This window comes from Nocardiopsis akebiae, assembly GCF_018316795.1.
In the GTDB taxonomy this organism is placed as follows: Bacteria; Actinomycetota; Actinomycetes; order Streptosporangiales; family Streptosporangiaceae; genus Nocardiopsis; species Nocardiopsis dassonvillei.
The window spans coordinates 1,076,570-1,101,189 of sequence record NZ_CP074132.1 but is presented as its reverse complement, the minus strand read 5'-3'; the positions used below and the strand labels follow the sequence as shown (position 1 = coordinate 1,101,189).

At 72.3% G+C, this 24,620-nt stretch carries 19 protein-coding genes and 1 riboswitch; of the genes, 15 read left to right on the top strand and 4 right to left on the bottom strand.

What is annotated here, in order from left to right; genetic code table 11:
• Positions 1–56: 56 nt before the first annotated feature.
• From KGD83_RS04695 to KGD83_RS04665, 7 genes are all read left to right on the top strand, one after another.
• On the top strand, positions 57–1,067 hold the full coding sequence (locus KGD83_RS04695; protein WP_212642694.1) for a 2-dehydropantoate 2-reductase: 1,011 nt from the start codon (positions 57–59) through the stop codon (positions 1,065–1,067).
• A gap of 267 nt (positions 1,068–1,334) precedes the next feature.
• On the top strand, positions 1,335–3,275 hold the full coding sequence (locus tag KGD83_RS04690; RefSeq protein WP_212642693.1) for a molybdopterin oxidoreductase family protein: 1,941 nt from the start codon (positions 1,335–1,337) through the stop codon (positions 3,273–3,275).
• A 219-nt stretch (positions 3,276–3,494) separates the two neighbouring features.
• A complete protein-coding gene (locus KGD83_RS04685; RefSeq protein ID WP_212642692.1) occupies positions 3,495–5,465 on the top strand; it encodes an NAD(P)H-dependent oxidoreductase subunit E in 1,971 nt (656 codons plus the stop codon).
• Positions 5,462–6,403 (top strand): 2Fe-2S iron-sulfur cluster-binding protein, encoded by a 942-nt coding sequence (locus KGD83_RS04680; protein WP_212642691.1) that lies wholly within the window; start codon positions 5,462–5,464, stop codon positions 6,401–6,403. The genes KGD83_RS04685 and KGD83_RS04680 overlap by 4 nt, the downstream gene beginning before the upstream one ends.
• A 104-nt stretch (positions 6,404–6,507) precedes the next feature.
• The gene (fdhD, locus tag KGD83_RS04675; protein WP_212642690.1) at positions 6,508–7,389 is read left to right on the top strand and encodes a formate dehydrogenase accessory sulfurtransferase FdhD; all 882 of its coding nucleotides are present in this window, start codon (positions 6,508–6,510) and stop codon (positions 7,387–7,389) included.
• Between the two features lie 105 nt (positions 7,390–7,494).
• A complete protein-coding gene (locus tag KGD83_RS04670) occupies positions 7,495–7,779 on the top strand; it encodes a hypothetical protein (protein WP_212642689.1) in 285 nt (94 codons plus the stop codon).
• A complete protein-coding gene (locus tag KGD83_RS04665; RefSeq protein ID WP_212642688.1) occupies positions 7,776–8,168 on the top strand; it encodes a DNA-binding protein in 393 nt (130 codons plus the stop codon). The genes KGD83_RS04670 and KGD83_RS04665 overlap by 4 nt, the downstream gene beginning before the upstream one ends.
• A gap of 52 nt (positions 8,169–8,220) precedes the next feature.
• Here the strand turns inward: KGD83_RS04665 and KGD83_RS04660 are convergent, their stop codons facing one another.
• From KGD83_RS04660 to sucC, 3 genes are read right to left on the bottom strand one after another with little or no spacing between them, the layout of a single operon-like run.
• Positions 8,221–9,768, bottom strand: a complete 1,548-nt coding sequence (locus tag KGD83_RS04660) for an aldehyde dehydrogenase family protein (protein WP_212642687.1) — start codon at positions 9,766–9,768, stop codon at positions 8,221–8,223.
• A complete protein-coding gene (sucD, locus tag KGD83_RS04655; protein WP_212642686.1) occupies positions 9,765–10,703 on the bottom strand; it encodes a succinate--CoA ligase subunit alpha in 939 nt (312 codons plus the stop codon). The genes KGD83_RS04660 and sucD overlap by 4 nt, the downstream gene beginning before the upstream one ends.
• A 38-nt stretch (positions 10,704–10,741) precedes the next feature.
• Positions 10,742–11,929: an ADP-forming succinate--CoA ligase subunit beta gene (sucC, locus tag KGD83_RS04650; protein ID WP_212642685.1), complete on the bottom strand. Its 1,188-nt coding sequence runs from the start codon at positions 11,927–11,929 to the stop codon at positions 10,742–10,744.
• Positions 11,930–12,081: 152 nt separating this feature from the next.
• On the opposite strand from sucC, the gene KGD83_RS04645 reads away from it, so the two are divergent.
• The 6 genes from KGD83_RS04645 to KGD83_RS04620 all read left to right on the top strand — a co-directional run bounded on the left by KGD83_RS04645 (position 12,082) and on the right by KGD83_RS04620 (position 21,130).
• A complete protein-coding gene (locus KGD83_RS04645) occupies positions 12,082–13,500 on the top strand; it encodes an MFS transporter (protein ID WP_212642684.1) in 1,419 nt (472 codons plus the stop codon).
• Between the two features lie 108 nt (positions 13,501–13,608).
• A complete protein-coding gene (locus KGD83_RS04640; RefSeq protein ID WP_013155122.1) occupies positions 13,609–15,315 on the top strand; it encodes a thiamine pyrophosphate-binding protein in 1,707 nt (568 codons plus the stop codon).
• Positions 15,316–15,338: 23 nt separating this feature from the next.
• The gene (gene frc / locus KGD83_RS04635) at positions 15,339–16,568 is read left to right on the top strand and encodes a formyl-CoA transferase (protein ID WP_212642683.1); all 1,230 of its coding nucleotides are present in this window, start codon (positions 15,339–15,341) and stop codon (positions 16,566–16,568) included.
• A 4-nt stretch (positions 16,569–16,572) separates the two neighbouring features.
• Positions 16,573–18,732 (top strand): acetate--CoA ligase family protein, encoded by a 2,160-nt coding sequence (locus KGD83_RS04630; protein ID WP_212642682.1) that lies wholly within the window; start codon positions 16,573–16,575, stop codon positions 18,730–18,732.
• A gap of 236 nt (positions 18,733–18,968) precedes the next feature.
• On the top strand, positions 18,969–20,567 hold the full coding sequence (locus KGD83_RS04625) for an Nramp family divalent metal transporter (protein ID WP_212642681.1): 1,599 nt from the start codon (positions 18,969–18,971) through the stop codon (positions 20,565–20,567).
• Between the two features lie 35 nt (positions 20,568–20,602).
• Positions 20,603–21,130 (top strand): hypothetical protein, encoded by a 528-nt coding sequence (locus KGD83_RS04620; RefSeq protein WP_249352147.1) that lies wholly within the window; start codon positions 20,603–20,605, stop codon positions 21,128–21,130.
• Between the two features lie 121 nt (positions 21,131–21,251).
• Here the strand turns inward: KGD83_RS04620 and KGD83_RS04615 are convergent, their stop codons facing one another.
• Positions 21,252–21,566: a DMT family transporter gene (locus tag KGD83_RS04615; protein ID WP_013155127.1), complete on the bottom strand. Its 315-nt coding sequence runs from the start codon at positions 21,564–21,566 to the stop codon at positions 21,252–21,254.
• Positions 21,567–21,602: 36 nt separating this feature from the next.
• Positions 21,603–21,669, bottom strand: a riboswitch (guanidine-III (ykkC-III) riboswitch).
• A gap of 471 nt (positions 21,670–22,140) precedes the next feature.
• Here KGD83_RS04615 and KGD83_RS04610 point away from each other — a divergent pair.
• Positions 22,141–22,539: a DUF485 domain-containing protein gene (locus KGD83_RS04610; protein ID WP_212642679.1), complete on the top strand. Its 399-nt coding sequence runs from the start codon at positions 22,141–22,143 to the stop codon at positions 22,537–22,539.
• Positions 22,536–24,221 carry a solute symporter family protein gene (locus KGD83_RS04605; protein ID WP_212642678.1) on the top strand — a complete coding sequence of 562 codons (1,686 nt, stop codon included), beginning with the start codon at positions 22,536–22,538 and terminating at the stop codon, positions 24,219–24,221. The genes KGD83_RS04610 and KGD83_RS04605 overlap by 4 nt, the downstream gene beginning before the upstream one ends.
• The last annotated feature ends 399 nt before the right edge of the window (positions 24,222–24,620 follow it).

Here is a 24,620-nt window from a genome sequence, read left to right as displayed (position 1 = left end):
TGAAGAACGCTGCCCCGAAGCATACTGTATACAGTATTTTATGGAAAGGAGTCCTCATGCGAATCGCCGTACTCGGCGCCGGAGCGATCGGCGCCTACGCGGGAGCCGCGCTGCACAGGGGCGGGGCCGACGTGCACCTCATCGCGCGCGGCGAGCACCTGCGGGCCCTGCGCGAGCGGGGAGTCCGGGTCCTCAGCCCGCGCGGGGACTTCGACGCGCGCCCCCACGCCACCGACGACCCCGCCGAGGTCGGGCCCGTGGACGCCGTCTTCCTCGGCCTGAAGGCCCAGCACTACGCGGCCTGCGGCCCGCTGCTGCGCCCCCTGATGGGCCCCTCCACCATGGTCGTCACCGCCCAGAACGGCATCCCCTGGTGGTACTTCCACGGGATCGAGGGACCCCTGGCCGGGCACCGGATCGAGAGCGTGGACCCCGGCGGCGCTGTCAGCCGGACGATCCCGGTCGAGCGCGCCGTGGGCTGCGTGGTCTACGCGGCCACCGAGATCGCCGGGCCCGGCGTGATCCGGCACATCGAGGGGACCCGGTTCTCCATCGGCGAACCGGACCGCTCCTCCTCCCGGCGCTGCCGCGACCTCCAGGCCGCGATGGAGGCGGGCGGGCTCAAGTGCCCGATCGAACACGACCTGCGCGAGGACGTCTGGGTGAAGCTGATGGGCAACATCGTCTTCAACCCGCTGAGCGCGCTGAGCCGCTCCACCATGGCGCAGATCTGCCGCAACCGCCCGACCAGGGACCTGGCCCGGACCATGATGGCCGAGACACTGGACGTGGCCGCGCGGCTCGGCGTGCGCCCCGCCGTCTCCATCGACCGGCGCATGGCCGGGGCCGAGCGCACCGGCGACCACCGCACCTCGACCCTGCACGACCTGGAGCGCGGCCGCCCCATGGAACTGGACGTCATCCTGTCCGCCGTGGTGGAGCTGGCCGACCTGACCGGCGCCCCCGCCCCCGCTCTGCGGGCGGTGGACGCCGTCGCGGGACTCCTCAACGCGCGGATGCTCGACGCGCCCGCCCCCGCGCCCGTGACCCCCTCCGTCGCCGCCTAGACGCACTGACCGCAAAGGCTCGCAGGACCCACCCACTCCGTCGTGATCTTGTACTTATAGCGAGGTCGGACGGTCGAGACGCGCTATAAGCGCAAGATCATCGCAGTTCAGAAACCACGCGACACACCAGTAACATCTCCGGCCAGTCCACCGTCCCCCACGCTCTTGACCCTTGTCCGCACCGTCTCAATACTGTATGCAGTATCCGCAGAATGTCGCCGCCCGGCGGCCCGGACGAATCCGGCCACGAACACCAAGCGAGGCCACATGCGATCCGACGCACCCTCAGCACCCCTCACCCGACTCACCCGACCCCTCGTCCGCGACGGCGGCGAGCTGCGCCCGGCCTCCTGGGAGGAGGCCCTGGACCGCGCGGCCGCCGGGTTCCGGCGCGGGGTGGCCGAGCACGGCCCCGACTCCTTCGGCATGCTCTCCTGCGCCCGCGCCACCAACGAGATGAACTTCATGGCGCAGAAGTTCACCCGCGTCGTCGTCGGCACCAACAACGTCGACTCGTGCAACCGCACCTGCCACGCGCCCAGCGTCGCGGGGCTGGCCGCCGCCTTCGGCTCGGGCGGGGGCACCTCCTCCTACACCGAGATCGAGGACACCGACCTCATCGTGATCTGGGGCGGCAACCCGCGCTTCGCCCACCCGATCTTCTTCCAGCACGTGCTCAAGGCCGTGCGGCGCGGGGCGCGCCTGTTCGTCGTGGACCCCCGGCGCACCCCGACCGCGGAGTGGGCCGACCGCTGGCTGGGCCTGAACGTGGGCACCGACATCCCGCTGGCGCACGCCATCGGCCGCGAGATCCTGCACGCGGGGCTGGCCAACGACACCTTCGTCCAGCGCGCCACCACCGGTCTGGAGGAGTACCGGGCGCTGGTGGAGCCGTGGACGCTGGCCGCCGCCGAGGCCGAGACCGGCGTGCCCGCCGAGGCCATCCGCGAGCTGGCGCACGCCTACGCCCGCGCCGAGCGCGCACAGATGTGCTGGACGCTGGGCATCACCGAGCACCACAACGCCACCGACAACGTCCGTGCGCTGATCAACCTGTCCCTGCTCACCGGGCACGTGGGGCGGTACGGGTCCGGGCTCAACCCGCTGCGCGGCCAGAACAACGTGCAGGGCGGCGGCGACATGGGCGCCATCCCCGACCGGCTGGTCGGGTTCCAGGACATCCTGGACGCCCGGGTGCGCGCGCCCTTCGAGGCCGCCTGGGGACGCGAGATCCAGCCCGCCAAGGGCCTGAACCTGACCCAGATGTTCGAGGCCATGGACGAGCGCGAGCTCAGGACCCTCTACGTGATCGGGGAGAACCCCGTCCAGTCCGAGCCCGAGACGCACAAGACCACCCGCCGCCTGCGCGGCCTGGACCACCTGGTCGTGCAGGACATCTTCCTGACCCGCACCGCCGAACTGGCCGACGTGGTGCTCCCGGCCAGCGCGTCCTGGTGCGAGTCCGACGGCACCTTCACCAACAGCGAGCGCCGCGTGCAGCTGGTGCGCAGGGCGCTGGACCCGCCGGAGGGCGCCCGCGACGACATCGAGATCATGTGCGACCTGGCCACCCGGCTGGGCCACGACTGGGAGCGGCCGTCGGCCGAGGAGGTCTGGGACGAGGTCCGCTCGCTCTCCCCCATGCACCGGGGCATGAGCTACGCGCGCCTGGCCGAGCTGCACGGCATCCAGTGGCCGTGCTACTCCGAGGACGCCGTGGAGCCGAGCTACCTGCACGCGCGGCTGTGGTCGGAGGACCCGGCCGAGCGCGGCGAACCCGCGCCGTTCGGGATCGTGGGCCACTCGCCGCCGGTGGACCTGCTGGACGAGGACTTCCCCTTCCGGCTGACCACCGGCCGACGGCTGGACGACTACAACACCGGGGTGCAGACCAGCGGGTTCTCCTCACCGCTGCGCCGGGGCGAGCTGCTGGACCTGTCCCCCGAGGACGCGGCCAAGCTCGGCGTCGGCGACGGGGAGACGGTCCGGGTGACCTCCCGGCGGGGCTCGGTGCTGGTGCCGGTCTCTGTCACCGAGGCCATGCGGCCCGGCCTGGTGTTCATGACCTTCCACTTCCCCGACCAGGTGGACACCCAGCTGCTCACCATCGACGCCACGGACCCCATCGCGGGGACCGCGGAGTACAAGGCCGCCGCGGTGCGGATCGAACGAGTGGAGCGCTCCGGCCGCCAAGCCGCCGCGAGCTGAGGCAGAAAGGGGGGCCGTGCCGTCGCCCCAGCCCCCTGCGGCGGCGGCACGGCCCGTCATGGCAGGTCAGCACCCTGCGATCGCGGTCCGAGCACTCGGGCGCATCCTTACGCGATCTTACCGCTTACAGGGGTTGTCAACCCGAACACCGCCATCATACTGTTCTCTGTATACAGAATCCTGTGATCTGGATTACACTCGATATGAGGTGACCACGGCGTGGACCTGCGATTCCTGGACGAGACGCCCACCACCGCCGAACGCGAGGCCGTCGAGAGCGTGCTCGGGCCGCCCGAGTCCGGCTGGGACGGCGGCACCCGCCAGGACGCCGACCTGCGCTACGCGCGCGGCGGCCACTCCGCCCGCGACCGGCGCGACCTTCTCCTCCCGGCCCTGCACGCGGTGAACGACCGCGTGGGCTGGATCAGCCGCCCCGCCCTCGACCACATCTGCCGCAGGCTGACCGTCCCCCCGGCGGAGGCCTACGCCGTCGCCTCCTTCTACGCGATGTTCGCCCTGCACCGCAGGCCCCGCCGGGTCGTACACCTGTGCACCGACATCGCCTGCGCTGCGGCCGGATCGGACGGGCTGCGCGCCCGGCTGACCGAACGCCTCGGCCCGCCCGGCGGCCACGACGGGGAGGCGGCCTGGCACGAGAGCCCGTGCCTGGGCATGTGCGAGCGCGCGCCCGCCGCCCTGACCCTGGAGGCGGGCGCCCCCGCCCGGTACGCCGTCGCCGCCCCCGCCGCACCCGAGGCGCTGGACGCGATGGCAGCCGAGGCCCTGCCCGGGACCGGGGCGCCGGAGGCCGACGGCCACCGGCCCCCCACCACCTTCGGCGCGGACCCGCTGCCCGGGACCGCGCCCGAACCCGACCCCGCCGCGGCCGTGCCCGACGCGGGCTCGCCCGACCACGTGCTGCTGCGCCGGATCGGCGCCGTCGACCCCCTCAGCCTGGACGACTACCGCGCCGCGGGCGGGTACGCCGCGCTGCGCCGGGCGCTGAGCCTGGGCCCCGCCGGTGTCATCCGGGAGGTCTCCGACTCCGGCCTCGTCGGCCGGGGCGGGGCCGCCTTCCCGACCGGGCGCAAGTGGCAGGCCACGGCCCAGCAGCCGGACGGCCCGCACTACCTGGTGTGCAACGCCGACGAGAGCGAGCCCGGCACCTTCAAGGACCGGGTCCTGATGGAGGGCGACCCTTTCTCCGTCGTCGAGGCGATGACCATCGCGGGGTACGCCGTGGGCGCGCGGACCGGCTACCTCTACATCCGGGGCGAGTACCCCCGGGCGCTGCGCCACCTGGAGAACGCCGTCGCCCTGGCCCGCGGGCGGGGCCTGCTGGGCCCGGACGTCCTGGGCTCGGGCTTCGCCTTCGACATCGAGATCCGGCGCGGCGCGGGCGCCTACATCTGCGGCGAGGAGACCGCGATCTTCGGTTCCATCGAGGGGCAGCGCGGCGAGCCGCGCAGCAAGCCGCCCTTCCCCGTGGAGAAGGGGCTGTTCGGCAAGCCCACCGCCGTGAACAACGTCGAGACGCTGGTCAACGTGCTGCCAGTCCTGCTGATGGGCGGCCCGGCCTACGCGGCCGTGGGCACCGGCCAGTCCACAGGACCCAAGCTGTTCTGCCTTTCGGGCGGCGTGCGCCGCCCGGGGCTGTACGAGCTGCCCTTCGGCGCCACCCTGCGCGACCTGATCGAGGCGGCCGGGGGGATGCCCGAGGGGCGCACCATCCAGGCGGTCCTGCTCGGCGGCGCGGCCGGGACCTTCGTGCGCGGGGACGAGCTGGACATCCCGCTGACCTTCGAGGGGGCCCGCGCGGCGGGCACGTCCCTGGGCTCGGGGGTGGTGCTGGTCCTGGACGACACCGCCGACCTGGTCGCGACGCTGGTCCGGGTGGCGGCCTTCTTCCGCGACGAGTCCTGCGGCCAGTGCGTGCCCTGCCGGGTCGGCACCGTGCGCCAGGAGGAGTCGCTGCTGCGGATCAGCTCCGGGGGCGACGCCGCCGCCGAGGTGCCCCTGCTGCGCGAGGTCGGCCTGGCGATGCGCGACGCCTCGATCTGCGGCCTGGGGCAGACCGCCTGGAACGCGGTGGAGTCGGCGATCGACCGGCTCGGCCTGTTCGACGCGACCGACGACACCCAACAGAGCACCGGCCCGGGCACCCGGGCGGCTACCGAGGAGGCCCGATGACCGTCCCCGTACTCCTGGCCCCGCCCAAGCGGCTGATCGACGCGACCATCGACGGGCGCACCGTGCGCGTTCCCGAGGGCACCACCATCCTGGAGGCCTGTGCCGGGGAGGGGACCGAGATCCCCACCCTGTGCTACGGCGACACCCTCACGCCCCGCAACGCCTGCCGGGTGTGCGTGGTGGAGGTGGAGGGCGCGCGCACGCTCGCCCCCGCCTGCTCTCGCGAGCTGGAGCCCGGCATGAGCGTGGCCACGGACTCCGAGCGGGTGCGGCACAGCCGCAAGATGGTCCTGGAGCTGCTCGGCTCATCCGTGGACCTGTCCACAACGCCCAAGGCGGCCGGTTGGATGGAGCGCTACGAGGCCGAGCCCGGGCGGTTCGGCCCGCGCGCCGAGGCCGCGGCGCTGGGCGTGCGCGACGCCCGCCACGCGGGCGACCACGAGCCGGGCGACGGCGCGGTCGCGGAGACGGTCGAGCAGCCCGCCAAGGTGGACAACGACCTGTACGTGCGCGACTACTCCAAGTGCATCATGTGCTACAAGTGCGTGGACGCCTGCGGCGACCAGTGGCAGAACACCTTCGCCATCGGGGTGGCCGGGCGCGGCTTCGACGCGCGCATCTCCACCGAGCACGACGTCGCCCTGCCCGACTCGGCCTGCGTCTACTGCGGGAACTGCATCGAGGTGTGCCCCACCGGCGCCCTGTCCTTCCGCACCGAGTTCGACATGCGCGAGGCGGGTACCTGGGACGAGGAGGCGCAGACCGAGACCACCACGGTGTGCACCTACTGCGGGGTGGGCTGCAACGTTACGCTGCACGTGCAGGAGAACGAGATCGTCAAGGTCACCTCGCCGCACGACAACCCGGTGACCCACGGGAACCTGTGCATCAAGGGCCGGTTCGGCTTCCAGCACGTGCAGCGGCGCGGCGGCGGCTGACCCCCGAGCGGGCCCGCTCGGGGGCGGGCCCACCTCAGGGGATGAGAAACCGGGCGAAATCAGATAGAACCGGGACAGAGGTACACCAGAAGGCGGTGGAACGGATGGGACGGGTCACGGCCCGGGAGAAGGTGCTCCGGATCAGGGACGGGTCCGCGACCGAGCGCGTGGACACGCTGGTCGTCGAGGAGCCCCTGGAGATCAGGCTGGACGGAGACCCGCTGAGCGTCACCATGCGCACCCCCGGCAACGACTTCGACCTGGCCGCGGGGTTCCTGGTGAGCGAGGGCGTGGTCTCCCGGGGCGGGGAGGTCACCGCCATCCGCTACTGCGCCGGGGCCACCGAGGACGGCTCGAACACCTACAACGTGCTCGACGTGTCCCTGGCCCCGGGCGTCCCCCGCCCCGACACCTCCCTGGAGCGCAACTTCTACACCTCCTCCTCGTGCGGCCTGTGCGGCAAGGCGAGCCTGGACGCCGTGCGCACTCAGGCCGTGTGGCAAGTCGAGGCGGACGGACTGCGCGTCGGGGTCGAGACGCTGACCTCGCTGCCCGACCGGCTGCGCGAGGCCCAGCGGGTGTTCGAGCGCACCGGCGCCCTGCACGCCGCCGGCCTGTTCACCGCCGACGGCGAACTGCTGGCCCTGCGCGAGGACGTGGGCCGCCACAACGCGGTGGACAAGCTGGTCGGCTGGGCGCTGCGCTCGGACCGGCTCCCGCTGCGCGAGACGGTGCTGATGGTCTCGGGGCGGGCCTCCTTCGAGCTGGTCCAGAAGGCGTGGATGGCCGGCATCCCGATGATGGCCGCCGTCTCCGCGCCCTCGTCCCTGGCCGTCGACCTCGCCGCGGAGGCGGGCATCACCCTGGTCGGCTTCCTCCGGGGAACCTCCATGAACGTCTACGCCGGACGGCACCGGATCCTCCTGGAGAAGGCGCACGCCGCGCCTTCGGCGGCCACGGGAGGCGTCCGCGGTCCGGGTCGGTAGACGCGGGGGCGGCCGGTGTGCTCCAGCCCCCTGCACCGACCGCTCCCGACATCCGGCCTTCGAAGAACCCGAGTCGATTCCCACTCGCTTCGATAAATTTGCCGCGTGAGTGAAGACAAGCTTCCTGTAGGCAGTGGCTCCTCGGTTCGGGTGAGCCTCTCCCTCCCGGAGGGCACCGCCGAGGCGGTGCGCGCCATTACCGGGAAAAGGGAGTTCTCCGCCTACATCACCGAAGCGGTCGAGCACCGGTTGCGCAACGACCTGATCGCCCAGGACCTCGCTGACTACCAGGAGGAGTACGGCGTTTTCACGGAGGAGGAGCGCGCCTGGGCCAGAGCGGAGTTGGCCGGTGAGCAGAAGGGCACCAGGGGTTCGGGCGAAGCCGGGTGAGGGGCACTCTCGTCCTGGACTCGGCAGGGCTGTCCGGGTTCATCGCCGGGGACCGCAAGACCATGCTCCTCATCGACGCCGCAGTTCAGGAGGACCGGGCACTGGTCATCGGCGCGGCGACCATCATCGAGGTCCAGGACCGAGGCGTGAGTAGCGCGAGGTTGGACTGGGTGCTCTCCCGCCTCAGGGTCGAGGGCCTCAGCGAGGACGGTGCGCGATCAGCCGCCTCGCTCCTCCAGCGTGCCGGTCTGCACGGCCACCAGTACGCCATCGACGCGATGGTGGCGGAGGTGGCCCTACGACAGCGGTCTCCCGTCACGGTACTGACGTCGGATGTCGGAGACATGTCTCGGCTGTGTGGCTCCGAGGTCCGCCTGATCGCTGTCTGAGGAGGACGGTCTTCCGGGGAGCCGCCGGTCACCCGGAAGACCGCGCTTCTCCCTAGACGCGCCCCTCGGGGCGCAGGGTGTAGTGCGGGAAGTTGCCGGGCAGGCGCTCGGCCGCCGGTCCCCTCGTGACCGCGTGGACCAGCAGCTCGCCGCCGACGAAGGCGCCGCGCCAGGAGTCCCCCCAGCCGCCGAACAGCTCCTCGCGGTCTCCGCGCGAGCGCGGCCGGTTGACGCCGACCTTGAAGGCCCGCACCCCGGCGGCCAGGCGCGCGGCCGTGTCGGTGTCGTCGCACGAGACCGTGGCGACCAGGGCGCCGTTGCTGGCGTTCATGGCGGCCAGCAGCTCGGCCTCGGTGTCCACCAGCACGATCGAGTCCACCGGGCCGAAGGGCTCGGCGTGGAAGAGCGGCGAGGAGCGCGGCGGCTCCAGGAGGGCCACGGGGGCCACGTAGGCGTCGGTGTTCTGGCCCGGCAGCAGGAGGGCGTCCTCCAGCCCGCCCCGGTACAGCGGCACGGCCCCGCCCGCGACGGCCTCGGCCACCCGGTCGGTCAGCTCCTTGGCCTTGGCCGCGTTGATCACGGGTCCGAAGTCCAGCTCGGGCGGGTCGTCGTCGGCCGACTCCACGGCCAGGGGGTGGCCGAAGCGCACGGACCGGACCGCGGAGAGGTAGGCGCCGAGGAAGGCGTCGAAGCGGGAGCGCTGCACGACGAACCGGGGGTAGGCGGTGCAGCGCTGCTTGGCGTAGTCGAAGGTCCTGCGGATCTGCCCGGAGAGGGTCTCCCAGTCCCCGAACTCCCACACGCCCCAGCAGTTGAGCCCCTCCTGCTCCAGGACGTGCGGCCGCCCCAGGTCGGCGAGGTCGGCCGCCACCCGGCCGCCGGTGTCCCGGCCGCCCACGAAGGACACGCAGCCGATCTCGGGCCCGCGCACCAGCGCCGGGGAGAGGTCGCTACCGCCTCCGCTGACCAGTGTGAACGGCAGACCCTCGCGGACCGCCAAGGCCACGGCCAGGGTCAGGCAGACCAGCCCGCCGTCGGTGGGGGTCTTGGCGATCACGCCGTTGCCCGCCAGCGCCTGGACGCACATCGCGTGCGCCAGCACGCTCATCGGGTAGTTCCAGCTCGCGATGTTGCTGACCGGGCCGTCCAGGGGCAGGCGGCCCTCCAGCATCGGTTCGACGCCGTCCAGGTACCACTCGACCCCCGAGATCGCCCGGTCCACGTCCTGGCGGGCCAGCCGCCAGGGCTTGCCGATCTCCCAGACCAGGGCAAGAGCCAGGGTGTCGCGGTGCCGCCCCCAGGAGCGGACCGCGGCGCGCACCCGCTCCCGGCGCTCGGCCAGGGGCAGTGCGCTCCAGCGGCGGTGGTCCTCGGCCGCCCCGGCGACCGCGCGGGCCGCGGTGGCACCGTCGAGCATGGGCGGGCCCGCGATCTCCGAGCCGTCCACGGGCGAGTACGCGGTCCGGAGTTCGCCGTCGGCGCGCCACCGGCCGCCCCAGTGGTTGTGCGTCCGGTCGGGGCCGAAGGCCTCGGGGGCCGCCTCGCGGCAGCGGGTGTACAGGGCCGCCCAGTCGGTGCCGGGCTTGAGCGTCGCCGTCATCGCGCCGTGGGCGCCGCCTCGGGGAGGGCGCCCGCCTCCTCTCCGAGGGGAGCCCCGGCCAGGACGGCGCGCACCATCCGGGCCGCTTCGCTGGGGGTGGTGCCGACCTTGACGCCGACGGCCTCCAGCGCTTCCTTCTTGGCCGCGGCCGTGCCCGAGGAACCCGACACGATCGCGCCCGCGTGCCCCATCGTCTTGCCCTCCGGAGCGGTGAAGCCCGCCACGTAACCCACCACCGGCTTGGTCACGTTCTCCCGGATGAACTCCGCCGCACGCTCCTCGGCGTCCCCGCCGATCTCACCGATCATCACGATCACGTCGGTGTCCGCGTCCGCCTCGAACGCCGCCAGAGCGTCGATGTGCGTGGTCCCGATGATCGGGTCCCCGCCGATGCCCACCGCCGAGGAGAAACCGATGTCACGCAGCTCGTACATCATCTGGTACGTCAGCGTCCCGGACTTGGACACCAGCCCGATCCGGCCCGGCTTGGTGATGTCGGCCGGAATGATGCCCGCGTTGGACTGGCCCGGCGTGATCAGCCCGGGGCAGTTCGGGCCGATGATGCGGGTCTTGTCGCCCTTGGCCCGGGCGTGCGCCCAGAACGCGGCCGTGTCGTGCACCGGGATGCCCTCGGTGATGACCACGGCCAGCCCGATCCCGGCGTCGATGGCCTCGAAGACCGCCTCACGCGAGAACTTGGGCGGCACGAAGATGACGGTGACGTCGGCGCCGGTGGCGGCCATGCCCTCGGCCACCGAGCCGAAGACGGGCACCTCGGTGCCGTCGAAGTCGACCTTCTGGCCGGCCTTGCGGGGGTTGACCCCGCCCACGACGGTGGTGCCCGAGGCGAGCATGCGCCGGGTGTGCTTGGTGCCCTCAGAGCCCGTCATGCCCTGCACCAGGACTCTGCTGTCGCTGTTCACGAAGATGGCCATGTGTGTTCGTCGCTCCCGTCGGGGGTGTGCGGCCGCTGTCAGTTGGCGGCCGCGAGCTCGGCGGCCTGAGCGGCGGCGCCGTCCATCGTGTCCGCCTGCCGCACGGCCGGGTGGGCGCGTCTGGTGAGGATCTCGCGGCCCAGTTCGGCGTTGTTGCCGTCCATACGCACGACCAGCGGCTTGCCGAGCTGGTCGAAGCCCTCGTCGCCGCTGCGGCCCTCCAGCATGTCCAGGGCCCGGACGATGCCGTCGGCCACCGCGTCGCAGGCGGTGATGCCGCCGAAGACGTTGACCAGGACGCTCCTGACCGAGGGGTCGCCCAGGATGATCTCCAGACCGTCGGCCATGACCTCGGCCGAGGCCCCGCCGCCGATGTCCAGGAAGTTGGCCGGCCGCACTCCGCCGTGGGCCTCGCCGGCGTAGGCGACCACGTCCAGGGTGGACATGACCAGGCCCGCGCCGTTGCCGATGACGCCGACCTCGCCGTCGAGTCCGACGTAGTTCAGCCCCTTGGCCCTGGCCACGCGCTCGCGCTCGTCGGTGTCGGCGCCGTCGGTGAACGGGGCCCGCTCGGGGTGGCGGAAGGCGGCGTTGCCGTCCAGGGTGACCTTGCCGTCCAGGGCGATGATCCGCCCGTCGGCCGTGCGGACCAGGGGGTTGACCTCGACGAGGGTGGCGTCCTCCCCGACGGCGACCTGCCAGAGCCGGGTGACCACCTGGGCCGCGCAGTCGCGCACCTCCTCGGGCAGCCCGGCCGCGCGGCAGATCGCGAGGGCGGCCCCGTGGTCCACGCCCCCGGGGCCGACCGGGGTGCGCACGACCGCCTCGGGCCGGGTCCGGGCGACCTCCTCGATGTCCATGCCGCCCTCGGCCGAGCAGATGGACAGGAAGGTGCGGTTCGCGCGGTCCAGCAGGAAGGAGAAGTAGTACTCCTCCGCGATGTCGGAGGCCTCCTCGATGAGGACGCGGCGGACCGTGTGGCCCTTGATGTCCATGCCGAGGATCTGCTCGGCCTTGGCCCGGGCGTCCTCGGGGCCCTCGGCGACCTTGACGCCGCCGGCCTTGCCGCGACCACCGGTCTTGACCTGCGCCTTGACCACCACCCGGTGACCGATCCGTCCGGCCGCCAGCCGGGCCTGTTCGGGGGTGTCGGCGATCTCGCCCTCGACGAGGGGGACGCCGTACTCCCCGAAGAGCTGTTTGGCCTCGTACTCGTACAGATCCACCGGGCCTCCTCACGTGCGTGGTTCTCCGTCACCTCCAGTGTTACGCCATACTGTATGCAGTATGCAATAGCCCTTCGGGTAGAAATGTGTCCCCGGTCACCCCTTTCCAGATCGGCGCACCCTTTGCATACTGCATACAAGGAGGTGCCGTCATGCGCAGCCGCCGTCCGCTCCCCGATCCGCCCCCCTCCACCCCCTCCTCCGCCGCACCCCTCCCCGAGGAGGTGCGCGACTGGCGCGGCAGGAGCTACGCGGTGGGCCCCTCGGCCCGCGCGCTCACCGGCCGCTCCCGCCGCACGATCCTGCTCCGCGCGCTGACCGCCGCGGCGGCGGTCGGCGGGCTCCAGTTCGGCTACGGCGCCGCGGTCCCCTCGCTGGTGGCCGCGCACGGCTGGTCCCCCGCCCAGGCACTGGTCCCCTTCCTGGCGTGGACCCTGGTGCAGGGCGCCTGCGCGCCTGCGCTGCACCGGCTCCGGGCCCGGGGAGCGGTGCGGGCCGGACCGGCCGTCCAGGCGGGCGCTCTGCTGTGCGCCGCCGCCCTGGTCGCGCTCGGCGCCTTCCCGTCTCTGCCCGCCGCCGTCCTGGGCTACGGCCTCCTGGGCGGCCTGGGCGCGGGGCTGGTCTACCACTCCTGCACGCACCTGGTGGACGGCTGGTTCCCGGACCGGCGCATCGTGCGCTCGGGTGCCGTGGGCGGCGCCTTCGCCCTGGGCTGGACGCCCCTCCTGCCCGCCGTCGCGCTCGGCGTCTCCCCCGCCGCCCTGCCCGCCGCCTGCGGGGCGCTCGCCCTGCTGGTCGCGGCCCTGGGACTGGTGGGCGGCGCCGGGCAGCGCCCGGCCCCGCCCCGGTGGTGGCCGCCCGGCTCAGACCCGCGCGCGAGCGCGCTGCTGGCGGGCGCCGACCCGCCGTGGGCCCGCGACCTCACCCCGGCCCAGGCGTGGTCCTCCGGCCGCTCCCTGCCGCTCCTGCACGCGGTGGTCGCGCTGTCCGGGGCGAGCGCGCTGTCCACCCTCGCCGTGCTGCCCGTCCTCCTGGCGGACGGCGGCGACCCGGGCGCGGCGGCCGCCCCGGCCGTGGCGGCCTTCGCCGCGGGCAGCGGCCTGGGACGGCTGGCCGCGGGCACCGCGGCCGAGCGGACCGGACGCAGGCGCACGCTCACCGCGCTGCTGTGCGCTGGGGCGCTCGCCCAGGCGGGCCTGGCCGCGGCCGTCACGACCGGGCAGAGCGCCGCACTCGTGCTCCTCTCGCTGGCGGCGGGCGCGTGCACCGGCTCGTGCTACCCGCTGACCCGGGCTATCACCGAGGGCCACTTCGGACCGCGCTGGACCGCCGACATCCACGGCCTGGTCTACAGCTCCAAGGCGGTCGGCGGCCTGCTCGGGGTCGGCGGGGCCGCACTGTTCCTGGCCCTGGCACCGGCCTCCGCGTGGCCCGCGGGCCTGGCCGCGTCCGGGGCGCTCTGCGGCGCGGCGGCAGTCCTGGCGGCCCTGCTCAGGCGTCCGCTCCCGGTCCGGACCACACCCGAGCCACACGGGGTCTGGACACCGACGCGGCACCGTGCTCCAATGTGATGCACACGGTATACAGTATCCCGCCTACAGAAGACGGTCGCACCGCACAAGCCACCGCAGGACACGTCCCGCACACCGCACACCCGCACGAAAGGGGTCGGCGTACCGATGGCCGACAAGGCAACCAGCGAGTCCACCAGCAGCGAGAAGACCACGATCTCCGGCGGCCACCTGGTCGCCAAGGCCCTCAAGGCCGAGGGGATCGACGTGATCTTCACGCTCTGCGGCGGACACATCATCGACATCTACGACGGATGCGCCGACGAGGGCATCGACGTGGTCGACGTGCGACACGAGCAGGTCGCCGCGCACGCCGCCGACGGCTACGCCCGCGTCACCGGCAAGCCCGGGTGCGCCGTCGTGACCGCCGGACCGGGGACCACCGACGCGGTCACCGGCATCGCCAACGCCTACCGCGCGGAGAGCCCGATGCTGGTCATCGGCGGCCAGGGCGCCCTGAGCCAGCACAAGATGGGCTCGCTCCAGGACCTGCCGCACGTGGACATGATCAACCCGATCTCCAAGTTCGCCGCCACCGTGCCGCACACCGAGCGGGTCGCCGACCTGGTCTCGATGGCCTTCCGCGAGGCCAACAGCGGCGCCCCAGGCCCGGCCTTCCTGGAGATCCCCCGCGACGTCCTGGACGCCGAGGTGCCCGTGGAGCGGGCGCGCGTGCCCGCCAAGGGCCGCTACCGCGCCTCCACCCGGCAGGCGGGCGACCCCGCCGCGATCGAGCGGCTGGCCGACCTCATCGTGCGCTCCGAGAAGCCCAGCATCCTGCTCGGCAACCAGGTGTGGACCACCCGGGCCACCCAGTCCGCAACCGACCTGGTGCGCGCGCTCAACATCCCCGCCTACATGAACGGCGCGGGCCGGGGCACCCTGCCGCCCGGGGACCCGCACCACTTCCAGCTCTCCCGGCGCTACGCCTTCACCAACTCCGACCTGATCATCATCGTCGGAACCCCCTTCGACTTCCGGATGGGCTACGGCAAGCGCCTCTCGCCCACCGCCACGGTGGTGCAGATCGACCTCAACTACGCCACCGTCGGCAAGAACCGCGACGTGGACCTGGGGCTGGTCGGGGACGCCGACGTGATCCTGTCCTCGGTGCTCCAGGCGACCTCGGGCTACGGGGACAACGGCGCCCAGAGCCGCAAGACCTGGCTGGAGGAGCTGCGCACCCAGGAGCAGGCCGCGCTGGACAAGCGCGCGCACCTGCTCACCTCCGACTCCACGCCCATCCACCCCTACCGGCTGGTCAGCGAGATCAACCAGTTCCTCACCGAGGACTCCATCTACGTCGGCGACGGCGGCGACATCGTCACCTTCTCCGGCCAGGTGGTCCAGCCCAAGTCGCCGGGCCACTGGATGGACCCCGGGCCCCTCGGCACGCTGGGCGTGGGCGTCCCGTTCGTGATGGCGGCCAAGTACGCCCGCCCGGACAAGGAGGTGGTGGCCCTCTTCGGCGACGGCGCGTTCAGCCTGACCGGCTGGGACTTCGAGACCCTGGTCCGGTTCGACCTGCCCTTCGTCGGCATCGTGGGCAACAACTCCTCGATGAACCAGATCCGCTACGGCCAGATCGCCAAGTACGGCGCGGACCGGGGCGAGATCGGCAACACCCTGGGCGACGTCAACTACGCCGAGTTCGCCCGGATGCTGGGCGGCCACGGCGAGGAGGTCCGGGACCCCGCCGACATCGCCCCCGCGCTGCGCCGCGCCCGCGAGTCAGGCAAGCCCTCGCTGATCAACGTCTGGATCGACCCCGAGGTCTACGCCCCGGGGACGATGAACCAGACCATGTACAAGTAGCCCTGACCAGGAAGGAGAGAGTCATGGGCAAGGCACTCGACGGGGTCCGCGTCCTGGACATGACCCACGTCCAGTCGGGCCCGTCGGCGACGCAGATACTCGCCTGGATGGGCGCCGACGTGGTCAAGGTGGAGGCGGTCACGGGTGACATCACCCGGCGCCAGCTCCGGGACAAGCCCGGTGTGGACAGCCTCTACTTCACGATGCTCAACTCCAACAAGCGCAGCGTCACCCTCAACACCAAGAGCCCCAGGGGCAAGGAGATCTTCCTGGACCTGGTCCGCCGCAGCGACGTACTGGTGGAGAACTTCGCCCCCGGCGCGCTGGACCGCATGGGCTTCACCTGGGAGGTGCTCGCCGAGGCCAACCCGCGGCTGGTCTACGCCTCCATCAAGGGCTTCGGCCCCGGCGCCTACGCCGACTTCAAGGCCTACGAGGTGATCGCCCAGGCGATGGGCGGCTCCATGAGCACCACCGGATTCGAGGACGGCCCGCCGCTGGCGACGGGCGCCCAGATCGGTGACTCGGGCACGGGGATGCATACAGTAGCCGGTATCCTCGCCGCGCTGTACCAGCGCACCACCACCGGCCGGGGCCAGCGCGTCCAGGTCGCCATGCAGGACGCGGTGCTCAACCTGTGCCGGGTCAAGCTGCGCGACCAGCAGCGCCTCGCCCACGGGCCGCTGGCGGAGTACCCCAACGACGACTTCGGCGACGAGGTCCCCCGCTCCGGCAACGCCTCCGGCGGCGGCCAGCCCGGCTGGGCCGTGCGCACCTCCCCCGGCGGCCCCAACGACTACGTGTACGTCATCGTCCAGCCCACCGGCTGGGAGCCCATCACCCGGCTCATCGGCCGCCCCGAACTGGCCGAGGACCCCGAGTGGGCCACCCCCGAGGCCCGGCTGGACAAGCTAGACAAGATGTTCGCCCTCATCGAGGAGTGGGCCGGCCAGATCCCCAAGTGGGACGTGCTGGCCGCGCTGAACGCGCACAACATCCCCTGCGGGCCGATCATGTCCACCCGCGAGATCATCGACGACCCCACCCTGCGGGCCAACGGGGTCGTCACCACCGTCGAGCACCCCGAGCGGGGCTCCTACGACACGGTCTCCTCGCCGATCCGGCTCTCGGACTCACCGGTGGACGTCGTCCGCTCCCCGCTGCTCGGCGAGCACAACGCCGAGGTCTACGGCGGCGAGCTGGGGCTGTCCGACGAGGACCTGGCCGAACTCGCATCGAACGGAGTGATCTGAACACATGGCCGCCTACACCCCCGACCGCCCCGACCACGACCGCGCCGCGGTCCGCGAGGTGCTCGACCGCGCCAGGGCCGAGGGCAGGAGCGCCCTGACCGCCCCCGAGGGCCGCGTCCTCGCCGACGCCTACGGCATCCCCGTCCCGGGCGAGGCGCTCGCGCACTCCGCCGAGGAGGCCGCCGAACTCGCCGGTGAGCTGGGCCTGCCGGTCGTGGCCAAGATCGTCTCCCCCGACATCCTGCACAAGACCGACGCGGGCGGCGTCGAGGTCGGCCTGGACAGCGCCGAAGCGGTCGCCGGGGCCTACCGGCGCATCACCGCGAACGCCCTGGCCCACACCCCGGGGGCGCGCATCGACGGGGTCCAGATCCAGCAGCAGGTCGGCGGCGGACCGGAGGTCGAGGTCCTCGTCGGCGCGACCACCGACCCCACCTTCGGCAAGATCGTGGTCTTCGGACTGGGCGGCGTCCTGGTCGAGGTGCTGCGCGACGTCACCTTCCGGATGGCCCCGGTCTCCCGCGGGGAGGCGCTGACCCAGATCGACGACATCCGCGCGGCCGAGGTCCTGCGCGGCGTGCGAGGCCGCCCCGGCGTGGACCGGGAGCGGCTGGCCGACGTGGTGAGCAGGCTGTCGGACCTGGTCACCGACTTCCCCGAGATCGCCGAGGCCGACCTCAACCCGGTCTTCGCCGGACCGGCCTCCGCCGTGGCCGCCGACCTGCGCTTCGTCCTGGACTTCGCGCCGCCCGAGCCGCCCGCGCGGTTCGAAAGGGACGAGATCCTCGCCGCGATGAACCGGGTCTTCAAGCCGCGGTCGATCGCGATCGTCGGCGCCTCCAACGAGCCCGGCAAGATCGGCCACTCCGTCATCAAGAACATCGTCGACGGCGGGTACGCGGGCGAGGTGTACCCGGTCAACCCCAAGTCCGCCGAGGTGTACGGCCGCCCGGCCTACAAGAGCGTCCTGGACATCCCCGGCGAGGTCGACGTGGCGGTCTTCGCGATCCCCGCCAAGTTCGTGGCGGGCGCGCTGGAGGACGTCGGCGCCAAGGGGGCGGCCGCGGCGGTCCTCATCCCCTCCGGGTTCGCCGAGACCGGCGAGCAGGAGCTCCAGGACGAGGTGCTCGCCGTCGCCCGCAGGCACGGCGTGCGCCTGCTCGGGCCCAACATCTACGGCTACTACTACACGCCCGAGAAGCTGTCGGCGACGTTCTGCACCCCCTACGACGTCAGCGGCGGCACCGCCCTGACCTCGCAGTCGGGCGGGATCGGCATGGCCATCCTCGGCTACAGCCGCAGCACGAGCACCGGCGTCTCGGCCATCGTGGGCGTCGGCAACAAGGCCGACATCGACGAGGACGACCTGCTCACCTTCTTCGGCCAGGACGAGAACACCAACGCCGTCGCCATGCACCTGGAGGACCTCAAGGACGGCCGCGCCTTCGTCGAGGCCGCCCGCGAGGTCGTGCCGCACAAGCCCGTCATCGTGCTCAAGGCCGGGCGCACCGACGCCGGGGCGCGCGCGGCCGGGTCGCACACCGGCGCGCTGGCGGGCGACGACAAGGTCTACGACGACATCCTGCGCCAGGCGGGCGTGGTCCGGGCCCCCGGGCTCAACGAGCTGCTGGAGTTCGGCCGCGCGCTGCCGGTCCTGCCCACCCCCAAGGGCGAGAACGTCGTCATCATCACCGGGGCGGGCGGATCGGGCGTGCTGCTCTCCGACGCGGTGGTGGACAACGGGATGAGCCTCTACGGGATCCCGCCGGACCTGGACGCCTCGTTCCGGGCCTTCATCCCGCCCTTCGGCGCCGCCGGGAACCCGGTGGACATCACCGGCGGCGAGCCGCCCTCCACCTACGAGGCCACGATCCGACTGGGTCTGGAGGACGAGCGGGTGCACGCGCTCATCCTGGGCTACTGGCACACCATCATCACGCCGCCGATGGTCTTCGCGAAGGTGGTCGCCGACGTGGTGGCCGAGGCCAGGGCCAAGGGGATCGACAAGCCCGTGGTCGCCTCGCTCTCGGGTGACACCGAGGTCGAGGAGGCCTCGCGGTACCTGTTCGAGCACGGCGTCGTGGCCTTCCCGTACACCACCGAGAAGCCCGTGCAGATTCTCGGCGCGAAGTATCGCTGGGCCCGCGCCGCGGGACTACTCTGACCCAGTGCCCGGTCGGTGCTCCGGCTCCGACCGGGCCCCGTACCAACGCGCACCACCCCTGAACCCGGCGGCCACGGAGCCGCCGCCACACGGCCGCCGGGTCCCCCACCGCGCGACGCAGCCCCTGCGTCGCGGTGACCTCGCCCGTGCGTCCGGCAGAGAGGAGTCCGCACCACCCGGGGGCGCCATGCCAGCAAGCAGCTCGCATCCGCACAGCCCACAGGGAGTTCCCAGCAATGGATTCCTCACGCCCCGAGACCGGCGGCACGCCCGAACCGGTCCGCCAGTCCCCCACCGACGCACAGCCACCCTTCGTACCCGCCCAGAGGCAGGCCGCTCCCCCCGAGGCCGAGGCCGCCTCCGGCCCGTCCGCCCCCGGCGGCGCTCCGCCCGGGGAGCGCGTGTGGAAGGCGGGCCGGCTGGAGCCGATGCCGATCCGCCCCCTGCCCAAGGCCCCGCCCTCGATCCACATCCTGGGCCCCACCGTGTTCCTCGTCGCCCTCGGCGTGGGCATGGGCGAGTCCTACATGTGGCCGAGGCTGGTCCTCGTGTTCGGCCCCGAGATCCGCTGGCTGTTCCTGGTCGGCGTCACCCTCCAGGCCGTGGTCATGCTGGAGATGTCGCGCTACGCGATGGCCACCGGGGAGAGCATCTTCTACGGCGCCGCGCGCGTGTTCAAACCGCTCATGTGGTTCTTCTTCGTCACGGCGATGCTGGTCTACATCTGGCCGGGGCACCTCTCGGCGGGCGCCTCGGCCTTCGAACGGGTGACCGGCATCCCGTGGCAGGTCACGGCGGTCGCCGGGATGCTCCTCGTCGGTGTGGTGTTCACACTGGCCAAGGTCATCTACAACCTGCTGGAGAACGTGCTGTCGATCTGCATCGGCATGCTGGTGGTCGGCAGCGCCGTGATCGCGGCCATCGTGGGCGACCTGTCCGACCTGACCTCCACCCTCACCGGGATGTTCGCGTTCGGCTACCTGCCGGAGGAGGCCACCACGGCCCTGTGGTTCCCCGTGATCGTGGGCTCCATCGCCTTCGCCGGGCCCTCGGGCATGCAGCAGATGTGGTACACCCTGCACCTGCGCGACAAGGGCGCCGGGATGGGCTCGCACATCCCCAAGATCCGGGGCCTGCGGCACGCGGACGAGCAGGAGGCCATGCCCACGCGCGGCTTCATGTTCGACACCTCCGACGCCTCGGAGATGGAGAAGTGGAAGGGCTGGCGGCGCTGGGTCACCTTCGACGCGATGGTCCTGTTCTGGGGCATCACGATGCTGGTGACGATCTCCTTCACCGTGCTGGCCCAGGCCTCGGCCCGCTTCGACCCGAACGTGACCGACCTGCTGCGCGACGGCGACCGCGACGCCGCCCTGGACGCCATGGCGGCCTCCTTCTCGGCGGCCGGGAGCCCGGTCCTGGGCACGGTGTTCTTCTGCTTCATCGCGCTCATCGGCCTCAACGCCACGCTGGGGCTGTTCGACTCCTTCTCCCGCGGTCAGGCCGACATGACCTTCAACTTCGTGCCGGGCGCCAAGAAGGTCGGCATGTCGAGGCTGTACGCCCTCTTCCTGTGGGGCCTGATCGCCTTCGGCATCGTCGTCCTGCTCTTCGGCCCCGCCGACGGCCCGGCGGCGATCCTGGACGTGCTGGCCTTCCTGTCGGCGTTCGCGATGGGCGCCTACTGCGTGGTGCTGCTGCTGGTCAACAACCTCACCCTGCCCAAGCCGATCCGGCCGGGCATCCTCTCCAACGCCGTCATCGCCTTCGCGGCGGTGTTCTACCTCGGCGCCCTGTTCTACTCGCTGTTCGCCTTCGGGGTCGTGATCGACTGATGGGCGCTCGGGAAGTCCTCCCCACCGGGAGGCCCGTGCTCGACCACGCGGAGATCACGCTGCCGGGCGCGCTGATCGGCCTGGTGGCCGGTCTGTTCGCCACGGCCGTCGCGGTGATGGCGGGGCTGTCCCCGGTGGTCACCCTCGCCCTCTCGGCCGGGCTGGGAGTGCCCCTGGCCCTGTTCGGCGCCGGGTACTGCGTGCTGCTGGCGCGCGGCGTCTTCCAGGTCGGCGCGGTTGCGCCCATGGCGCTGTACTGGCTGGCGGGGTTCCCCGCCTCCCGGCTGATCGACTCCTACGCCGTGGCGTGGGCGCTGGGCGACGACACCGTGCTGGGGGAGCCGCTCCTGTCCTTCCTGGCCCTCCAGGCGATGCTGAGCCTGGGGTTCACGATCGGCTTCCTGTGGCTCCACGAGAGGATCGCGCCGCACTGGCTGCTCCGCGTCCGGGGTCACAACCCGGTGGCGGCGTCCCTGGTCGAACGCTACCTGGAGCACGCCGTCCACCTCGACCGGCGGCGGGGAGGCTCCCGCCGCGGCGTCCCCCGGTCCCCGTCGCCCTGAGCGGCGCGGTGACGCTCCCGTGACGACGGCGGGGGCCGGGCACCGCGCGGTGCCCGGCCCCCGCCGTCGTGTACACGGTCCCGGAAGGACGGGGAGGCCGCCCGTCCCGGGGACGCGGGCCCTAGTGCAGGAGCTTGAGCCCCACCACGCCCGCGACGATGAGCACCAGGCACAGCAGCTTGGCCCAGGTGAAGCCCTCGCCGAGGAAGAACATGCCCACCAGCGCGGTCCCGACGGCGCCGATGGCCACCCACACCGCGTAGCCGGTCCCGACGGGGATGGTGCGCAGGGCGTAGGCCAGTCCGGCCATGCTCAGGAACAGGGTGACCCCGAAGGTCACCGACGGCCACAGGCGGGTGAAACCCTTCGAGGCGCTGAGCGAGAGGGCCCACGCGGTCTCCAGGAACCCCGAGACCACCAGAACGATCCAGGCCATGATGCCTACCTCCGTGACGTGTGACGTGCGTTGTCCAACGCGCCGTCTTGTCGTCACCGGGTACGGCGCACCTCGTCCGGGGTATCGCGGAACGCGCCGACGCGGATGCCCGCGACGGCGGTGATGGTGCACAAGCTACAACGCCCCGGGCCGGACGGGCGTTCCGGGTCCGGTGGAGGCGTGTCCCACCACCGGGGGGGCGGCCCCGGCGGGACGGAGGCCGGCCCCGGCGAGGACGCCCCCGACCACCTCCCCGGCCCCCGGCGGGACGGAGGCCGGAGCACCCCCGAACCCCTGCCCCGGGCGCCGGAACCCCTGCGGAACCGGCTCCGCGGGCGTGTGCGCTCGGGGCCCGTGGTCTGGACCGGAGCCGCTCGGCGACCGTTCGGCGCGCCAGACGACCGCTCACCGCGCGCTGGGCGACCGTTCGACGCTCCTCCCCCGCGTTCGGCGCGCGTGCGTACGAGCCCCCTCCTTCGCGGTAGTGCCGCTCCTTACAGTTCCCCGTAACGCAGATCACACAAGAGCGGCGCCGTCGCCGCCGGACGCACGGTAATCCCCCCGGAGGTAGAGCATGTCAACAGACCGGCCGACGAAGGACCCGGCCCCGCCGCCCGACGGCGACGGAGGCGGCGACGCGATCCCGACCGAGGCCTACGTGACCATGCACGGCGACCCGCGCTTCATCGAGCTCAAGCGGCGGCTGTACAGGTTCGTCTTCCCGATGAGCCTCGCCTTCATGGCGTGGTACCTGCTCTACGTGCTCATGTCCGCGTTCGGCCGCGACCTCATGGGCGTGGTGCTCTTCGGCAGCGTCAACGTCGCCCTGGTCTTCGGTGTCCTCCAGTTCGTGTCGACCTTCGGGATCGCCGTCCTGTACACGAACTACGCGCGCCGCAGGCTCGACGCCCAGGCGGTCGAGCTGCGCGACGAGCTCCACTACAACGCGGCGAACAAGGAGGGCGGCCGATGATCCTCGCCCAGGAAGCTGTCGAGACGGTCAGCGACAGCAGCCGCGTCATCACCATCGTCCTCTTCGTCCTCATGATCGCGGCCACGCTCGGCATCACCGTCTGGGCCGGCCGCAGCACGCGCTCCGCCACCGACTTCCACTCGGGCGGGCGCGGCTTCTCCCCGCTCCAGAACGGCCTGGCGATCGGCAGCGACTACATGTCCGCCGCGTCCTTCCTGGGCATCGCGGGCATGATCGCGCTGTTCGGCTACGACGGCTTCCTCTACTCCATCGGGTTCCTCGTCGCCTGGCTCGTCGCCCTCCTGCTGGTCGCGGAGCTGCTGCGCAACTCCGGCCGCTACACCATGGGCGACGTGCTGTCCTACCGGATGCGGCAGCGCCCGGTGCGCACCGCCGCGTCGGTCTCCACGATCGTGGTGTCGATCTTCTACCTGCTGGCGCAGATGGTCGGCGCGGGCGCGCTCATCGCCCTGCTGCTGGGCATCCAGCCCGGGCAGACCTTCATGGGCATGGACGCCGCCACCGCCAAGATCGTCGGCATCGTGGTCATCGGCCTGCTGATGACCATCTACGTGACCTTCGGCGGCATGAAGGGCACCACCTGGGTGCAGATCATCAAGGCCCTCATCCTCATGCTGGGCGCCGCGCTGCTCACCGTGCTGACCCTGTCCCTGTACGGGTTCAACCTCGGCGCGCTGATGAGCGACGCCGCCGCGGCCAGCGGCCAGGAGGGCTTCCTGGAGCCCGGCCTGCGCTACGGGGTGGAGGTCGCGGGCGACCCGCTCCAGACCCTGTGGAACAAGCTGGACCTGATCAGCCTGGGCCTGGCCCTGGTGCTGGGCACGGCCGGTCTGCCGCACATCCTCATCCGCTTCTACACCGTCCCCGACTCCCAGAGCGCCCGCAAGTCGGTCAACTGGGGTATCGGCCTCATCGGCACCTTCTACCTGATGACCCTGGTGCTGGGCTTCGGCGCGGCGGCCATCGTCGGCCACGAGGCCATCACGGCGCAGGACGGCGCGGGCAACACCGCGGCTCCGCAGCTGGCCCAGGTGGTCGGTGAGCGCATCGGCGGCGAGATGGCGGGCGCGGTCCTGCTGGCGATCATCGCCTCGGCGGCCTTCGCGGCCATCCTGTCCACGGTTGCGGGCCTGGTCATCGCCTCCTCGTCCTCCATCGCGCACGACTTCTACAACTCGGTCCTGCGCAAGGGCAAGGCCACGGGCACCGAGGAGGTCCGGGTCGCCCGCCTGTCCGCCCTCGGCGTCGGCGTGGTCGCGATCCTGCTGGCGGTGTTCGCGCAGAACCTCAACGTGGCCTTCCTGGTCTCGCTGGCGTTCGCGATGGCGGCCTCGGCGAACCTGCCGACCCTGCTGCTCAGCCTGTTCTGGAAGAGGTTCAACACCCGGGGCGCCCTCGCGGGCATCTACGGCGGCCTGATCAGCGCCGTGGGCCTGGTGTTCTTCTCGCCCGTGGTCTCAGGCAGCGAGACCGCGCTCATCCCGACCGCGGACTTCGCCTGGTTCCCGCTGCCCAACCCGGCCCTGGTGTCGGTGCCGATCAGCCTGCTGTGCGCGATCGTGGGGACCCTGTCGTCCAAGGAGCGCGACTTCGACAAGTTCGCCCAGCTCCAGGTCCGCGCCCTGACCGGTGCGGGCGCGGAGAAGGCCGCCAACCACTAGACAGTGTTTTCTCTGGGCCTCCGCTTCGCTTCGGCCCGTGTTCGGGCGTCCGGAGAACGGCAGCCCCGTGGACGCCCGAACTCTCCGGGCCCGCGCTCCGCGCGCGGGCCCGGAGGACTCCCGAACCACCTGCCCGGGGCCGCCGGCGGCCCGCTCCGCCCGGGAGTCCACCCTTCTCCCGGCACGGCCGCCGCCCCGGGCGCTCCTCCGGGCCCGCCGCCGCTCCCGGTGGCGGGCCCGGCTCCCGCCCGCGGCGCGAGCGCGCATTTGCGTCACGATTCGAAAGGTGACCCCGGCCACGTGAGCACCGACACAGTCCGCTGGGATAGGGTCGTTCCGTGTCATACCGGTGGCTGTCGCGGGTGTCCCCCTCCCGACGTCGCCCGGCGTCCTCGGAGC

What these genes read in the sequence shown, in the direction of transcription:
- fdhD (WP_212642690.1), top strand. Translation starts at nt 6,508, where the DNA reads ATGGGACGGGTCACGGCCCGGGAGAAGGTGCTCCGGATCAGGGACGGG.
- KGD83_RS04680 (WP_212642691.1), top strand. Translation starts at nt 5,462, where the DNA reads ATGACCGTCCCCGTACTCCTGGCCCCGCCCAAGCGGCTGATCGACGCG.
- KGD83_RS04615 (WP_013155127.1), bottom strand. Translation starts at nt 21,566, where the DNA reads ATGGCCTGGATCGTTCTGGTGGTCTCGGGGTTCCTGGAGACCGCGTGG.
- sucD (WP_212642686.1), bottom strand. Translation starts at nt 10,703, where the DNA reads ATGGCCATCTTCGTGAACAGCGACAGCAGAGTCCTGGTGCAGGGCATG.
- KGD83_RS04605 (WP_212642678.1), top strand. Translation starts at nt 22,536, where the DNA reads ATGATCCTCGCCCAGGAAGCTGTCGAGACGGTCAGCGACAGCAGCCGC.
- frc (WP_212642683.1), top strand. Translation starts at nt 15,339, where the DNA reads ATGGGCAAGGCACTCGACGGGGTCCGCGTCCTGGACATGACCCACGTC.
- KGD83_RS04625 (WP_212642681.1), top strand. Translation starts at nt 18,969, where the DNA reads ATGGATTCCTCACGCCCCGAGACCGGCGGCACGCCCGAACCGGTCCGC.
- KGD83_RS04640 (WP_013155122.1), top strand. Translation starts at nt 13,609, where the DNA reads ATGGCCGACAAGGCAACCAGCGAGTCCACCAGCAGCGAGAAGACCACG.
- KGD83_RS04695 (WP_212642694.1), top strand. Translation starts at nt 57, where the DNA reads ATGCGAATCGCCGTACTCGGCGCCGGAGCGATCGGCGCCTACGCGGGA.
- KGD83_RS04610 (WP_212642679.1), top strand. Translation starts at nt 22,141, where the DNA reads ATGTCAACAGACCGGCCGACGAAGGACCCGGCCCCGCCGCCCGACGGC.
- KGD83_RS04690 (WP_212642693.1), top strand. Translation starts at nt 1,335, where the DNA reads ATGCGATCCGACGCACCCTCAGCACCCCTCACCCGACTCACCCGACCC.
- KGD83_RS04660 (WP_212642687.1), bottom strand. Translation starts at nt 9,768, where the DNA reads ATGACGGCGACGCTCAAGCCCGGCACCGACTGGGCGGCCCTGTACACC.
- KGD83_RS04645 (WP_212642684.1), top strand. Translation starts at nt 12,082, where the DNA reads ATGCGCAGCCGCCGTCCGCTCCCCGATCCGCCCCCCTCCACCCCCTCC.
- KGD83_RS04630 (WP_212642682.1), top strand. Translation starts at nt 16,573, where the DNA reads ATGGCCGCCTACACCCCCGACCGCCCCGACCACGACCGCGCCGCGGTC.